The following is a 13,395-nucleotide window of genomic DNA, read 5'->3' as shown; positions in this document are numbered from 1 at the left end:
CTTCCTCCCTATTCGTAGATCTTGGTTGCTTCGTCAAACAGCGCCTTGATATTGCTTGGCGGAACATCCGGCTGTAATCCCTCATGGCTTGGTGATACGATAAGGCCTGTCGGGAAGTAGGTACGAAGCTCTTTAACCTTTGCAGCTACCTGCTCCGGTGTTCCGTTCGGAAGAAGATCCTGTGTATCAACACCGCCGCAGAAAGAAATCTTTCCGTCGAATTTATCTTTCAGGTTTGCAGGATCCATACCTGCTGCAAGTGCCTGGATCGGATGGATAACATCAACGCCAGCCTCAATGAGAAGCGGGATAGCTTCAACAATAGATCCGCAGGAATGATATACAACCTTTACGCCATAGCTGTGTGCCAGATCGATAAGTTTCTTTGCTCCGGGAATAACGAACTCGCTGATAAGAGCCGGGCTGATCATCAGGCCTCTCTGACTTCCTACATCATCACCGATGAGGATTGCCTGTACTTTACCTTTTGTTGCCTCAAGGAAAATCTTAAGGGCTTTCAGATAAAAATCTACAATATGATCATCTACATAATGTACCATCTCAGGCTCTGCAACCATGTTCATAAGGCATGTCTGCATTCCGAATGCAGCACAGGTATCCTGGAAGTGGCAGGCCCAGAGCATACCCATAACTACTTTATCATCCGGTGCCTCATCAACAAGACGGCGGCACTCTTCCGGATCGATATAAAGCTCCGGATCCGGCCATGGGAAATTCACTGCCTCCACATCTTCAAGATCCTCACACTGTGCAAAGCATCCGTCTGCTGTCAGTGTTCTGTGCTCTGTATCTACGTTGCTTCCGTTCATATACCAGTCAAATGCCGCGAAAATTGCGGAGCATGTCGGGGATTTGTACGGGATCTCTACTGCGTAGAAATCATCTCCGCATACTTTTTTCAGTTCTTTGATATTGTCTACATGGTAGTAATCGCAAAGTGCAGGAACTGCCTCCGGTGTCGGATCACCAAGCCAGCAGGCCGGTCTGTCTACCGGTTTTCTTTCTACAGTTGCGATAAATCTTTCTCTACTGTTCATGTTTCTTTTCCTCCATATCTATTGCTTTTGCTTATTAGTTAAGGTGATAAATTTCTTCCATATCTGACCAGAATTCGCCCTCTGCTCTGTCAGGAAGGGGTGACATCAGCGGTTTTACAACATCCCACCATCTTTGTGTTGCCGGATCTGCTGCCATCTTTGCCATATCTGCATCAAAATCTTCGCCTTCGTACTCAAAATATGTAAAAAGATATTCTCCTCTGCTGTAGATAGAATAATTTTTCAGGCCGCATTCTTTGATCATTTCATTTACGCCCGGCATTGGATTTGCATGCCATTTTTTATATTCGGCAAGCTTTTCCGGTTTTACCTTGATCATCTGACCAAATCTTTTTTTCATACTTTCACCCTTTCCCTGCTGCTTCCAGTTTACAGTTCTTACATTCCGTTCTTTATGAAAATCATTATAAAAAAAGCCGGTAAAAATATAAATTCAATATTTTCATCGGTTTAGTCCTTTTTTTCATGTAAAAAATCTGAACATGTAAAAAATACACCTATAGCAATTCCAGAAATTAATACATTAAAAAGAAGTTGAACAGAGCATGATGCAACAATCTCCGGAAGTGCTGTAATCTGATTAATGTAACTATTGAATAAAAACAGGAATGTATTATACTGAAATCATACTCAGACAATGGGAAAATCAAAGAATTTACAGGGAGGTTTTTTATCATGGAATACAGACGTTTTGGAAACACGATCTATCTTCGACTTGATCCGAAGGAAGAGATCCTGGAGGAGATCGGCAAGGTTGCAGAGAAAGAGAACATCCGCCTTGCACAGGTCACAGGCCTTGGTGCCATCAATGATTTCACCGCAGGTGTATACAACACCGTAACAAAGGAATACCACTCTATCCAATTTCAGGGAGCTTATGAGATTGTTTCTCTTACTGGTACCGTTACCCGCAAGGACGGTGACGTTTATCTTCATCTCCATATCGCAGCCGGTGACGAAGAAGGCCTTGTACACGGCGGCCATCTGAACCGTGCCATCATCAGTGCTACCGCCGAGATCCAGATCCAGGTGATCGACGGAGAAATCGGTCGTGAGTTCAGCGAAGAGATCGGTCTGAATCTGTTTAAATTCTGATTTTGCCAGACGGAGTTCAGCTACAGTCTACTGCTTTACAGTTTTAGATTTCATCACACATAAAAAGGGTGAGACTGCACAGCGTAATGCTGTCAGCTCACCCTTTTCTTATTCCGAAAAGCTATACCGACAAATCCCCACATCTCCCTGAGCCAACCTTCCTACATATACATTGACAAATTTCCCTGTTATGATATACTTTGATGATAAAACTATTTTATATTAAAATCATTTAAAGAACGCAAATGAATGTGAGGATCTGATCATTATGAAGAATTTTAAAATCGGTGATAAACTTACGAGATTTCCCCTGATCCAGGGTGGAATGGGTGTCGGCATCAGCCTTGGCCGGCTGGCAGGCACCGTTGCAAAAGAAGGCGGAATCGGAATCATTTCCACCGCTCAGATCGGCTACCGCGAAAAGGATTTCGACCGGAATACCGAAGAAGCCAACCAGCGGGCTATCCTGTCCGAGATGAAAAAAGCACGCAGGATTTCTCCTGACGGTATCATTGGCTACAACATCATGGTTGCACTGAAGGAGTATGCATCTCATGTAAAGGCAGCTGTCCAGGCCGGTGCTGACCTGATCATCTCCGGTGCAGGACTTCCTACAGAGCTCCCTGCTCTTGTCAGCGGAAGCAAAACAAAGATCGCCCCCATTGTCTCAACGGACAAATCTGCAAAGGTTATCCTGAAATACTGGGAAAGAAAGTACAAGCGCACTGCAGACCTTGTGGTGATCGAAGGTCCCCAGGCAGGCGGTCATCTGGGCTTCCACAAGGAAGAGCTGGATTCCTATACACCGGAAGCCTACGACAATGAGATCCGAAAGATCGTCCAGACTGTAAAAAGCTATGCCGCAAAATTCGGCACGGAAATCCCTGTAGTAGCTGCCGGCGGCATCGCCACGCACGAGGATGTAAAACATGTCCTTGATCTTGGTGTGGACGGCGTTCAGGTCGCCACCCGTTTTATCCCAACGGAAGAATGTGACGCAGACATCCGGCTGAAAGAATCCCTGATCCACGCCGCAAAGGACGACATTGCCATTGTAAAAAGCCCGGTAGGTATGCCGGGACGTGCCATTATGAATCCCTTCATGCAGCACGTCATGGCCGGTGAAAAAATCCCACACAGCCCATGCCACCGCTGCCTTGCCAAATGTTCCCCCGGCGAGATCCCTTACTGCATTACAGACAAGCTGATCGCCGCCGTAAAAGGCGACGTGGAAAACGGCCTGCTGTTCTGCGGAGCAAAGGCTTATATGGCAGATAAGATCGAAACCGTGCACGACGTGATCGCTGATCTGTTTGGCACAGAATCAGAATGCATCCGGCTGTCATAAAGATAAACGTACACTGTCAGGCGCACCACACAAAAAGCCCCTGCTTTCATTGCTTTTCGCAGTGAAAACAGGGACTTTTTGTTTTTCTACCGGTTATCGATCTTCTCCGGGTACATATCATGCTCTGTCAGGCGTTTCCAGGCAATCTCCTCCCATCTGGTTCCGGCCTTTCCGTAATTGCAGTAGGGATCAATGGAAATGCCGCCTCTCGGAGTAAATTTTCCCCAGACCTCAATGTATTTCGGGTCCATAAGACGGATCAGATCCTTCATAATGATATTCACGCAATCCTCATGAAAATCTCCGTGATTGCGGAAGCTGAAAAGATACAGCTTCAGAGATTTGCTCTCCACCATTTTTTCACCGGGTACGTAGGATATTGTGATCGTCGCGAAATCCGGCTGTCCGGTAATGGGACAAAGGCTTGTAAATTCCGGGCAGTTAAATTTTACAAAGTAATCGTTGTCCGGGTGCTTGTTCAAAAATGTTTCTAATACCTCCGGAGCATAATTGTCCGGATATTTTACTTTCCGATTTCCGAGAAGGGTGATCCCTTCTTTTTCCAGGTTTTCTCTGCTCATATTTTTTTCCTTTCTATAGTCAGGCGGATATTTATGATCCGATCTATCTGTCAAGTGCCGGGTCCTTCACTCCATTGAGACGGAATGCCTCTGCTCTGTCAATACAGGTTCCGCACACACCGCAGGGCTTTTCACCGCCTTCGTAACAGCTCCATGTCAGTTCATAAGGAACATTAATCTCCAGTCCGGTTTTTACGACCTCTGCCTTTGTGCAGCTGACAAAAGGTGCCTCAACCTTCAGCTGACCGCCGCTTCCCTGATAAATTGCCTCATTGATCGCATTGTGAAACGCACTGCTGCAGTCCGGATACGCATTTCCGGCAGCATCATCCGCATGCGCTCCGTAATAGATCACACTGCAGTTTTTTGACAGCGCAATGCTTGCTGCTGAGGAAAGAAATAATCCGTTCCGAAACGGCACATAGGTTGACACCGGTGATCCATCGGTTTCCTTCAGCTGCTCTGCATAGCTTTCGTGAGGGATTTCTCTGTCTGAATGCTTCAGCAGTGAGCAGTCACTGTACCGGAAGATCGGCTCCAGATCCAGATAAAGATGTTCCACTTCATAATATTCTGCTGTTTTTCTGGCAGCCTCGATTTCTTTTGTGTGCTTCTGTCCGTAAGCTACTGTTAATGCAATTACATTCTCTTTTCCATATTTGTTTACGGCAAGCCCCAGGCAGGTGGTGGAATCCACACCGCCGCTTGCAAGTACAAGTGCTTTCATAGCGTTCTCCTTTTCTGCGGTATTTCTTGTATGTTTTCCTGTCATACTCCCCGTTTCTGCGGGTCCCAGATCACCTTATGAAGCTGGATCTGAAGCTTTACATCGTTGAGCTTTTTTTCCATAAGGAAATCCACGATCTCCACCGGCTGGATCCTGCCGAAAACAGGGCTGAAATAAACTGCTGTTTTTCCGATCAGCCTGTACTTTTCCAGGATTTTCAGGGCTTTTTCCATATCTCTGCGGCTGCTGACCACGAATTTCAGCGTATCCTCACTGTCCAGAAGCTCCAGATTGGAAAGAAGCATCTCTTTTTCCATACCGCTGTCCGGTGTTTTATAATCCATGGTAAAGGACGGACGGTTTTTTAATATATGATAAGGCTTCAGATCCACACTTCCATTGGTCTCAATCTCTACCCGCTGGGATGGATCCTCCAGGATTGCCTCGATCAGCTCCTCCATCCCTTCCCGCAAAAGTGGTTCCCCGCCTGTAAGTGTCACATTTTTTACGCCTGTTTCACGGATCCAGGAAAGAATCTCTTCTTTTGTCAGCCTTTCACTCTCACCCCCCGGCTCATTTGCCCAGCTGGTATCACAATAACTGCACTGAAGATTGCAGCCCTTAAACCGGATAAAAGCGGCAAGCTCTCCTGCCCGTCTGCCCTCTCCGTTGATGCTGACAAATTTCTCTACAACCTGATATGTACTCATAGCCATGCCGCCTCCGTTTCTTCTTCCGTTTCCCGGTAAGCTGCACAGTTATTAGGAGTTTCGTAAACAACAGCTCTTTTTACAGGATATCCTTTTTCTTTCATTTTTCTGAAAAAATACTCTGAAAAATTCTCTGCTGTAGGGCGAAAGGGAACCTTCACCAGATGGAATCCTTCTTCATCCAGTGCTTCCAGAGTTTTCGGACGTAATGTATTTTCTTCATAGATCAGTGTGTGATCCATGGAATCTGCCAGCTCCCGAAGATCCTTTTTCAGATCTCCAAAGTCTACCAGCATCCCTCGCTTCTGGCCGTTTTTCTCCAGCTTTCGGCTTTCGATCTCAATCTCCACATGCCAGCGATGGCCATGGATATTGGAACATTTGCCGGTGTAACCGGACAGAAAATGTGCAGAATCAAAATCTGCTTCTGTTTTTAACTGATACATAATTTCTTCCTCCTTCTGAATCTGTCACACCACCCCGATATTCCATAAATAAAAAAAGGCAGACCCGCCACGAGTCTGCCCTGATTCTCACATCTTCTTCAGCCCTGGTTTTATTTATAGACAGGATGGTACAAACGAACTGTCTTATATTTAATTTGTATGATATCCCGGCGATACTATCTCAAAAGCTCAGCTGTATCAGCTCCGGAACCTCTGTGAATTTCCTGCGGAACTATCTTCTTCCGCAGCACTTCTTATATTTCTTACCGCTTCCGCACGGACACGGATCGTTGGGATAGATTTTTCTTGCAGATGCCGGCTGCATCGGCATTGCTGTCGGCACAAAGCTGTTCGGCATTGCAGTGTGCGGCTTGCCTGTGGCAAACGGCCATACTGCTCCTGAGATCTCATTCGGTGTGTAACCGCGGAATTCCAGCATTCTTGTGTTATTGTTTGCCTCCATGATCAGCTTTGTAAATTTCTCAAGCTGCTCATCGTTAAACTGGATCCCCTTCTGGTTCAGGTTTTCCATGATCGCTGACATTCTGCCATCCATGGAGCATTCTTTGTAAATAAAGAACAGTACCTGATCCTTCACTGCATCGGAAACCTTTATCTCATCCAGCAGGAATCTGCCCAGTCTCTGGTAAGAAGCAGATTTTGTTGGATACCCGTTTTCGGAATAATCCAGGATCTCATCTACAGACGGAATATAGAATTTCCGTCCACCCTGACGTCTCTCGATATCCTTGTAAATGTTATTGACCAGTGCGGATTTCAGGATCAGCTGATCCTCCGCAAGCTCACAGATACAGGCCTTCTCCGGAATGGTATGATACAGCTCGATGAATCTGTCATATCCGATGTCAAAGCCTTTTCTCTGCTTAAACATCTCATATACGGTCTTTGCCGGTGCAGATACATACAGATAGCTTACCATAATAAGGCAATCCTTCAACCAGTTTACCTGGCTGCGAAGTGTCTGGAACTCCGGTGTATTGATCTGATCGTAAACAGCTACAACCTCTGCCGGAACTTCTGCGTAATCATCACTGTAGGAAACAAGGTAGCCCATATCGTTCAGCCATTCTAATGTATTCCACTCATCCTCTGCAACATGGAAGCATTTTCTCTGAATAGCCGCCTCAAAAGCCAGTACCTCCTGATCGTCTGCTACGAGGAAGCTTGCTTTCATAACCTCCGGTTTAAGAACCTCTGCGGCAACCTTTGCGGCGATCTCTTCCTGATCCATTCCCTTGCAGTGAAGTCCAAGCTCACCTGCAATGCTGAGAAGGTCTTCTTTACGATAGGACATGAGGAAATCTTTTACTGTAGGATTTCTTCTGCTGCCTGTGGCTGCCTCATCTGCTTTTGCAGCTCTGGCTGCTGCCTCTACTGCCGCTACTGTTGCAGCAATGTCTTCAGATGCTTTGGCTGTTTCCACCTCAGTTTCAACTGCTGCAGTGCATCCCAGCTCTGGTGCCTCTGTCCAGTACGGATCATCCTCACCCTTTACTTCTTTTATAATAGAAGGAGCTTCTGCTGTTCCCTCGTCTTTCTTCTCAATATCAACTCTGTATTCCGGAGTTTCCTTATCCGCACCATACTGACGGAAGGTAAACCATTTCTCGGAATCCATAAGCTCTGCAGTCTCTGTCTCGCCTGCATTTAATAATGTGAAATTATTCTTCGCTTCTCCGTCACCGTTCTCACGGATCTGTACTTTTTTCTGAAAAAATTCAATCTCATATAGGCTGCCTGCCGGATACTGAACCAGTTTTTCAAGCATGGCTGCCATATTTGCAAATGTAACGTCAGCCGCAACAGTACAACGTCTCCATACCGGCGGTTTCGTTCCTTTTCTTGTGATTTTTAACTGATAAAACATTCCTGTGTTCCTCTCCTGTAAATATATGCCGGATCAGGAGATACGAATAACTCCTGATCCGGCGTAAGCAACTTCCCCTATGTTATACAAAAATAGAGAAATTGTCAATATTTGAGAGGCTTCTACAACACAATATCATATTTCTCAACCTGGATCACAGCATTTCCGTCACTGTGAAACAGGATCTCATCTGCTTCCACTGGTGTTGGGATCACGGTAGTCGCAGTTTTGCTTCCATCATTGATAAAAAGCTCTATGGAGCTTCGATCCAGGATAAAACGCAGCTTCAGATTTTGTCTGTCATCTGTGATCTGGAACTTTCTTGTACATACAACATCACGCTGCACCCCGCTCCAGGTTCTGTCGATTTCCAGTATCTGTCTTTTTCGATCATAGGTAAAGACCGTTGTATATTCTTCATTGCGTGCAAGCTCGATCCGGAACTCATTGTACACATCCAATGCTTCCTGATTTGGATTTCCGGAGTTCCTGCTTCCATCCATGATGCCATCTGCGTTCTGCAGTTCCACAGTCAGATCGATCATTCGGCCACGGACGCCTTCAAGGCTTAAGCTCTCACCCACTTTTACATTCTCATAACAGCAACGGTTTTTCCGATAATTCTCAATTTCTCGGACCGGCTTCTGCCAGATCTTTCCGTCACGATATTCCAGCTCTCTCGGAAGAGTCATCATTCCCTGCCATCTCTGCTTTTCCTTGATCACACAGCTATCCCAGGATTTCATCCAGGCGATCATCACTCTTCTTCCATCTGGAAGAAGGGTTGTCTGCGGCGCATAAAAATCAAGTCCGTAGTCCAGACTTACCGGTGCGTCTTTTTCAAATGTATGTTTTTCGCTGTCATAATCTCCCGTAAAATATAGGGAATTATGTCCATTATGAAACTCATACCCTTTTGCCCGCATATGCTGCGGAGAACAGATCAGCACATGTTTATCCCCAAGCGGAAAGAAATCGGGGCATTCCCACATAACACCGATTTCTCCTGTGGAGTTCTCCGCAAGAATTGTTTCAAATTTCCATTCTTTCAGATCTTTACTGGAAAACAGAACTACCTGTCCAGGAATTTCTTCGCTGCGGCATCCTACGAGCATATGGTATGTTCCGTTATCTTCCCATACCTTCGGATCACGGAAATCAACTCTGCTGCATTTCTCCGGAAGCATATCCCCGGTGACTACCGGATTTTTCTCTGCCTTTACATAATCTTTTCCGTCACCCCAGGCAAGGCACTGATTCTGCCGGACTTCTTCTTTTCCATCAGGCAGCTTTTCTGTTGTAACTCCTGTGTAGATCAAAGCCTGTTTTCCATCCGCTTCAATAGCACTTCCGGAAAAGCATCCCTCTCGATCATATTCCTGATCCGGTGCAAGCGCTGTAGGAAGCTGCTCCCATCTGATCATATCCTCCGTCACACTGTGGCCCCAGTGCATAGGGCCCCAGTCACGGCTGTAAGGATGATACTGGTAAAAAAGATGTACCTTTCCTTTAAAAACAGAAAATCCATTGGGATCATTGATCCAGCCAACCGGTGCAGATACATGAAAGGCCGGTTTCTCTTCCTGCGGGATATTTTTTGCTTCCTCTATTTCATAAAGACGTGCTTTTTCAAGTTTTTCACTCATACTCTGCTCTCTCTTTCTTTTTTATGTTTCTGACCGGTATCTTTTTCTGTTTTTATTTCTCTGTCTCACTAAGAGACTTCTGATACTGGTCAAAATATTTCTGTTTGATTGCCAGATAATCAGACAGTCCATACTGCTCCATCTTTTTCAGATAGGAATCCCATTCTTTATCGATGCCGCCATTCAGGATCCAGTCTGCTTTTTTCTGTTCCGCATACTTCTTGATATCCGTGTCGTACTGAGATACCTTATTGGTATCATCAATACTCATAAATACATTCGGATACACATATTTACTGTTCATATCCTTAAGATATGTTTCGTGCATATTGTCGAGACGCCATTTTGCATCTGCCGGCTCTGTTACATATACATCGTAATACTCGTTAAGTATTGCCAACGGTCCATTTACAGACTGTGCTTCACGAACCTCTACCGGAGATGCATCTCCCAGATCCATATGTTTCAGCATCTGACCACCTTCTGCATTCTCGGACATCTCAAAGATATTAAATGAATCTTTTTCCCCGTAAGTACCCCAGTTATTCTGCGGAGACTGGATCGGTGCATACATCTGATCGATCCATGCTGCTGCCAGTGCCGTATTTCGACAGCTTGTAGTCAGAACGCAGCGTCCTCTGTCAAAGCCACTGGTTTCACTGTTATTCTGTCTTGTGATATTTACAAGACCATCCGGACCGGCCAGCGCCGGGAGCATTACATAATCTTCATTGTTATCAATATTTGCAATATCCCAGGTGAAACACAGACCATATCTGTGGTTCTTACCTTTTGCAACATAAGTTGACCATTCCTGGGTAAAAGCCTCCGGATCCACCAGCTTTTCTTCTACCAGCTGATGGAGCCACTGAATACCTTCTTTATAGCCTTCCTGTACAGTTGTATAAATAACGGTTCCATCATCTTTTACTGCAAAATGATCACCGGTGTCACCATATCCTTCTCCGAATCCGTTGATGAGAATTGCAGGATCCTGATCACCATTATTGATGATAAAGGACATCGGGATCACACCACCCTCAATGTTGAATTTCTTTTCCAGTTTATCTGCATTGTCGCGGAAAGCGATCAGAACCTGTTCCAGTTCCTCAGTTGTAGTCGGAACGTCCAGCTTCAGATAATCCAGCCATTTTTTATTAATGTAGGGAATATCTCCAATTGCCTGAATGGCTTCTTTCCCCGCACCAAGCTGCTCGATCCATGGGAAAGAATAAATATGTCCGTCCGGTGCTGTACACATTGTTCTGTATTCCGGGTATTTTTCAAATACAGCCTTAAGATTCGGCATGTATTTATCAATGAGATTTTCTACCGGAATAATGATTCCCTGTTTGGCATAACGAAGAAGATCATAATCACTCATCCCTGCGTTAAAAAGTCCATCCGGAAGATTTCCGAACTGTGCCAGCGCCAGATTTTTTTTGTCATCAAACTGATCCGATACAAAACAGGTCCAGTCAATGTGGACATTGGTCTGCTTTTCCAGTCTTTCAAAGATCGTTCTTTCATTAGGTTCCTGTGTAGATGTTGCAGGTGCACTGGTAATAAAAGACAGCTCTGCTTTTTCTTTCAGAGGAAAGGACACATCTTCCACCGGGGTATCCGGATCTGTTTCTGCTTTCATGTGTTCTTTTCCATTTCCACATCCGGCACTGCATACCATTATAATTGCAGAAAGCCCGATTGCCAATAATGCCTTCATTCTTTTTTTCATCATTATCAACCTCCTGTCATCAGCCTTTTACAGAACCAACCATAATGCCCTGGTCAAAATATTTCTGGAAGAATGGATACATGATCAGAAGCGGTAAACTTGATACAATGATCGTAGCATATTTCAGAAGTTCCGCTACCTTTGCCATCTGTGCAGTACTCTGGATATCTGCGATCATTCCGGGCTGCGGTGTATTCTGTACAAGGATGGAACGAAGTACCAGCTGCAATGGCTGCAGTTTCGCATCATTCAAATAAATCATAGCGTCAAAATAACTGTTCCACATTCCTACAAAGGACCACAGTGCAAGCACTGCGATGATCGGTTTGCATACCGGCATCATGATCTTGAAAAAATGCTCGATTTCCGTGGCACCGTCAATGGCAGATGCCTCTCTGAGTTCCTTGGGGATAGACTGATAATAGGTTCTGGCAAGGATCATGTTCCAGACATTAAACGCACCCGGAAGCAGGATTGCCCAGATTGTATTTACCAGATGCAGCTGATTGATCAGGATAAACGTCGGGATCATTCCTCCACCGAAAAACATGGTAATGAGAAAAATAACATTGAAGAAATTTCTTCCCACAAATTCTTTCTTGGACATTGGATATGCTGCCAGCAGAGTTACCAGAACTGAAATAATGGTAAACACCAGGGAATAAAAAAATGAGTTTGCAAAGCCTCTCCAGATCATATTATTTTCAAGAACTCTGCGGTACGCATCGATCGTCCACTTCCGCACATCAAAGCTGATCCCCTGGCTGTTCAGCACATTCGGATCCATAAAGGATGCGATCACAACATATAAAAGCGGAACCAGAATGGAAAGTACAAATGCACCCAGAAGTACGTATCCGATTCCTAAAATGGCTTTGTCAGATGCCGAATATTTCTTTTTCTTTGCTTTTGCCATAACAGCACCTCCTATAATCCCTCTCCGTCATTCAGTTTCTTGACTACCCAGTTTACAAAGATCAAAAGAATTACATTGATCACTGAATTAAACAGCCCCACTGCTGTAGAATATCCATAGTCTCCATTCAGAAGACCGATTCTGTATACATAAGTAGAAAGAATCTCAGATGCAGGAAGGTTCATATCTGTCTGCAGTGCATATGCTTTTTCAAAACCAATGCTCATAATATTTCCGGCCTGAAGGATAAACTGGATCACAATGATGTTTTTAATAGCCGGAAGCTGTACATACCAGATCTGCTGCAGGATATTTGCACCATCCACCACTGCTGCCTCTTCCAGATCCTTACTTGCATTGGCAAGTGCTGCAGTATACATAATGGATGCCCATCCGGCTGTCTGCCAGATTCCGCTGGCTATGTAAATCGTACGGAATGCCGACGGCATGGTCATCCAGTTGGCATCCGAACCGATCAGTTTATTCAGCGGACCTACAGGTGAAAGAAACATACGAACCATACCGCAGAGTACGATAACGGAAATAAAATTCGGCGCATAGATCAGAAGCTGAATTTTTTTCCTGATCCCGGCTCTCCGGATCTGATTCAGAAGAAGTGCCAGGATGATTGGAATCGGAAATCCCCACAGTAGTCCGTAAATACTCAGTTTCAGAGTGTTCACAAGATAATTCATAAAATCCGGTGATGCCAGAAATCTCCGGAAGTATTCCAGTCCTACCCATTTGCTTCCAAATACACCATCAATGACATTGTAGTCCTCAAAAGCGATCAGTACGCCACCCATGGGCACGTATTTGAAGATGATCGTCAGAAGAAGTGCAGGCAGCAGAAAAAACACATACAGCTGCCAGTTCTTTTTCACATACTGAAGCTTTTCTGCAGCAGTTCTTTTTCCTGCCGGAACAGCTTTCGCAGAACCTTTTTTCATTCTCTTTTCCTCCCGTTTTTGTTCTTTCGTTCTTGTTTAGTAACCGGTAAAGTAACCGGTTACTTTATAATTTGATACTACTATATGACATAGCTTCTGTCAACCTTTTTTGTTAATTTATTCAAGAAAAGTTACCGGTAACTTAACTGGTTATTTTTTTTATTGCTATTTAACGTCTGTATTGTTATACTTAATTACATCAATCCAATTATCCTGTACGGTCTGCAGATTTCTCTTATATGATCACATCTGCATTCCGTATCATAACTTTCTG

General features: G+C 44.7%; 13 protein-coding genes. 2 read left to right on the top strand and 11 right to left on the bottom strand.

The genetic code is table 11. The annotated features are described in order from the left end of the window. Nucleotides 1-8: 8 nt before the first annotated feature. Together NE638_RS13440 and NE638_RS13435 are read right to left on the bottom strand one after the other, a co-directional pair. On the bottom strand, nt 9-1,058 hold the full coding sequence (locus tag NE638_RS13440; protein WP_015526635.1) for a uroporphyrinogen decarboxylase family protein: 1,050 nt from the start codon (nt 1,056-1,058) through the stop codon (nt 9-11). Between the two features lie 34 nt (nt 1,059-1,092). After that, the gene (locus NE638_RS13435; protein WP_059086402.1) at nt 1,093-1,419 is read right to left on the bottom strand and encodes an L-rhamnose mutarotase; all 327 of its coding nucleotides are present in this window, start codon (nt 1,417-1,419) and stop codon (nt 1,093-1,095) included. A gap of 335 nt (nt 1,420-1,754) precedes the next feature. On the opposite strand from NE638_RS13435, the gene NE638_RS13430 reads away from it, so the two are divergent. Beyond that, the gene (locus tag NE638_RS13430; RefSeq protein WP_147603681.1) at nt 1,755-2,174 is read left to right on the top strand and encodes a PPC domain-containing DNA-binding protein; all 420 of its coding nucleotides are present in this window, start codon (nt 1,755-1,757) and stop codon (nt 2,172-2,174) included. Between the two features lie 268 nt (nt 2,175-2,442). Next, nucleotides 2,443-3,522 (top strand): NAD(P)H-dependent flavin oxidoreductase, encoded by a 1,080-nt coding sequence (locus tag NE638_RS13425; protein ID WP_173740871.1) that lies wholly within the window; start codon nt 2,443-2,445, stop codon nt 3,520-3,522. Nucleotides 3,523-3,608: 86 nt separating this feature from the next. On the opposite strand, the gene queF is transcribed toward NE638_RS13425, so the two are convergent. The 9 genes from queF to NE638_RS13380 form a co-directional block, all read right to left on the bottom strand. Further along, entirely contained in the window at nt 3,609-4,103 is a 495-nt protein-coding gene (gene queF / locus NE638_RS13420; protein WP_173746393.1) for a preQ(1) synthase, read from the bottom strand. Nucleotides 4,104-4,146: 43 nt separating this feature from the next. Then, nucleotides 4,147-4,875, bottom strand: a complete 729-nt coding sequence (gene queC / locus NE638_RS13415; RefSeq protein WP_173746391.1) for a 7-cyano-7-deazaguanine synthase QueC — start codon at nt 4,873-4,875, stop codon at nt 4,147-4,149. After that, the gene (gene queE, locus NE638_RS13410) at nt 4,872-5,540 is read right to left on the bottom strand and encodes a putative 7-carboxy-7-deazaguanine synthase QueE (protein WP_173740868.1); all 669 of its coding nucleotides are present in this window, start codon (nt 5,538-5,540) and stop codon (nt 4,872-4,874) included. The genes queC and queE overlap by 4 nt, the downstream gene beginning before the upstream one ends. Further along, nucleotides 5,537-5,986 carry a 6-carboxytetrahydropterin synthase QueD gene (queD, locus tag NE638_RS13405; protein WP_173740867.1) on the bottom strand — a complete coding sequence of 150 codons (450 nt, stop codon included), beginning with the start codon at nt 5,984-5,986 and terminating at the stop codon, nt 5,537-5,539. Before queD ends, queE begins: the two co-directional genes overlap by 4 nt. A 232-nt stretch (nt 5,987-6,218) precedes the next feature. Continuing rightward, nucleotides 6,219-7,874, bottom strand: coding sequence for a YecA family protein (locus NE638_RS13400; RefSeq protein WP_173741562.1), 1,656 nt, complete (start codon nt 7,872-7,874; stop codon nt 6,219-6,221). A gap of 122 nt (nt 7,875-7,996) precedes the next feature. Continuing rightward, nucleotides 7,997-9,520 (bottom strand): glycoside hydrolase family 32 protein, encoded by a 1,524-nt coding sequence (locus NE638_RS13395; protein ID WP_173746389.1) that lies wholly within the window; start codon nt 9,518-9,520, stop codon nt 7,997-7,999. A gap of 52 nt (nt 9,521-9,572) precedes the next feature. Then, nucleotides 9,573-11,204 (bottom strand): ABC transporter substrate-binding protein, encoded by a 1,632-nt coding sequence (locus NE638_RS13390; protein ID WP_370817453.1) that lies wholly within the window; start codon nt 11,202-11,204, stop codon nt 9,573-9,575. Between the two features lie 70 nt (nt 11,205-11,274). Continuing rightward, complete coding sequence (locus NE638_RS13385; protein WP_015526648.1) at nt 11,275-12,171, bottom strand: carbohydrate ABC transporter permease; 897 nt, start codon at nt 12,169-12,171, stop codon at nt 11,275-11,277. An 11-nt stretch (nt 12,172-12,182) separates the two neighbouring features. Further along, nucleotides 12,183-13,121 carry an ABC transporter permease gene (locus NE638_RS13380; RefSeq protein WP_173746387.1) on the bottom strand — a complete coding sequence of 313 codons (939 nt, stop codon included), beginning with the start codon at nt 13,119-13,121 and terminating at the stop codon, nt 12,183-12,185. Nucleotides 13,122-13,395 lie beyond the last annotated feature (274 nt).

Origin of the sequence: Blautia sp. MSK.18.38 (genome assembly GCF_024460535.1) — a bacterium.
Lineage (GTDB): Bacteria > Bacillota > Clostridia > Lachnospirales > Lachnospiraceae > Blautia_A > Blautia_A fusiformis.
The sequence above is the reverse complement of the archived record's forward strand: the minus strand, read 5'-3'. Positions and strand labels throughout refer to the sequence as shown.

Coding starts and splice junctions, on each gene's coding strand:
- queD (WP_173740867.1), bottom strand. CDS start 5,986: ATGTATCAGTTAAAAACAGAAGCAGATTTTGATTCTGCACATTTTCTG.
- queE (WP_173740868.1), bottom strand. CDS start 5,540: ATGAGTACATATCAGGTTGTAGAGAAATTTGTCAGCATCAACGGAGAG.
- NE638_RS13385 (WP_015526648.1), bottom strand. CDS start 12,171: ATGGCAAAAGCAAAGAAAAAGAAATATTCGGCATCTGACAAAGCCATT.
- NE638_RS13390 (WP_370817453.1), bottom strand. CDS start 11,204: ATGGTATGCAGTGCCGGATGTGGAAATGGAAAAGAACACATGAAAGCA.
- NE638_RS13425 (WP_173740871.1), top strand. CDS start 2,443: ATGAAGAATTTTAAAATCGGTGATAAACTTACGAGATTTCCCCTGATC.
- queC (WP_173746391.1), bottom strand. CDS start 4,875: ATGACAGGAAAACATACAAGAAATACCGCAGAAAAGGAGAACGCTATG.
- NE638_RS13380 (WP_173746387.1), bottom strand. CDS start 13,121: ATGAAAAAAGGTTCTGCGAAAGCTGTTCCGGCAGGAAAAAGAACTGCT.
- NE638_RS13430 (WP_147603681.1), top strand. CDS start 1,755: ATGGAATACAGACGTTTTGGAAACACGATCTATCTTCGACTTGATCCG.
- NE638_RS13440 (WP_015526635.1), bottom strand. CDS start 1,058: ATGAACAGTAGAGAAAGATTTATCGCAACTGTAGAAAGAAAACCGGTA.
- NE638_RS13400 (WP_173741562.1), bottom strand. CDS start 7,874: ATGTTTTATCAGTTAAAAATCACAAGAAAAGGAACGAAACCGCCGGTA.
- NE638_RS13435 (WP_059086402.1), bottom strand. CDS start 1,419: ATGAAAAAAAGATTTGGTCAGATGATCAAGGTAAAACCGGAAAAGCTT.
- queF (WP_173746393.1), bottom strand. CDS start 4,103: ATGAGCAGAGAAAACCTGGAAAAAGAAGGGATCACCCTTCTCGGAAAT.
- NE638_RS13395 (WP_173746389.1), bottom strand. CDS start 9,520: ATGAGTGAAAAACTTGAAAAAGCACGTCTTTATGAAATAGAGGAAGCA.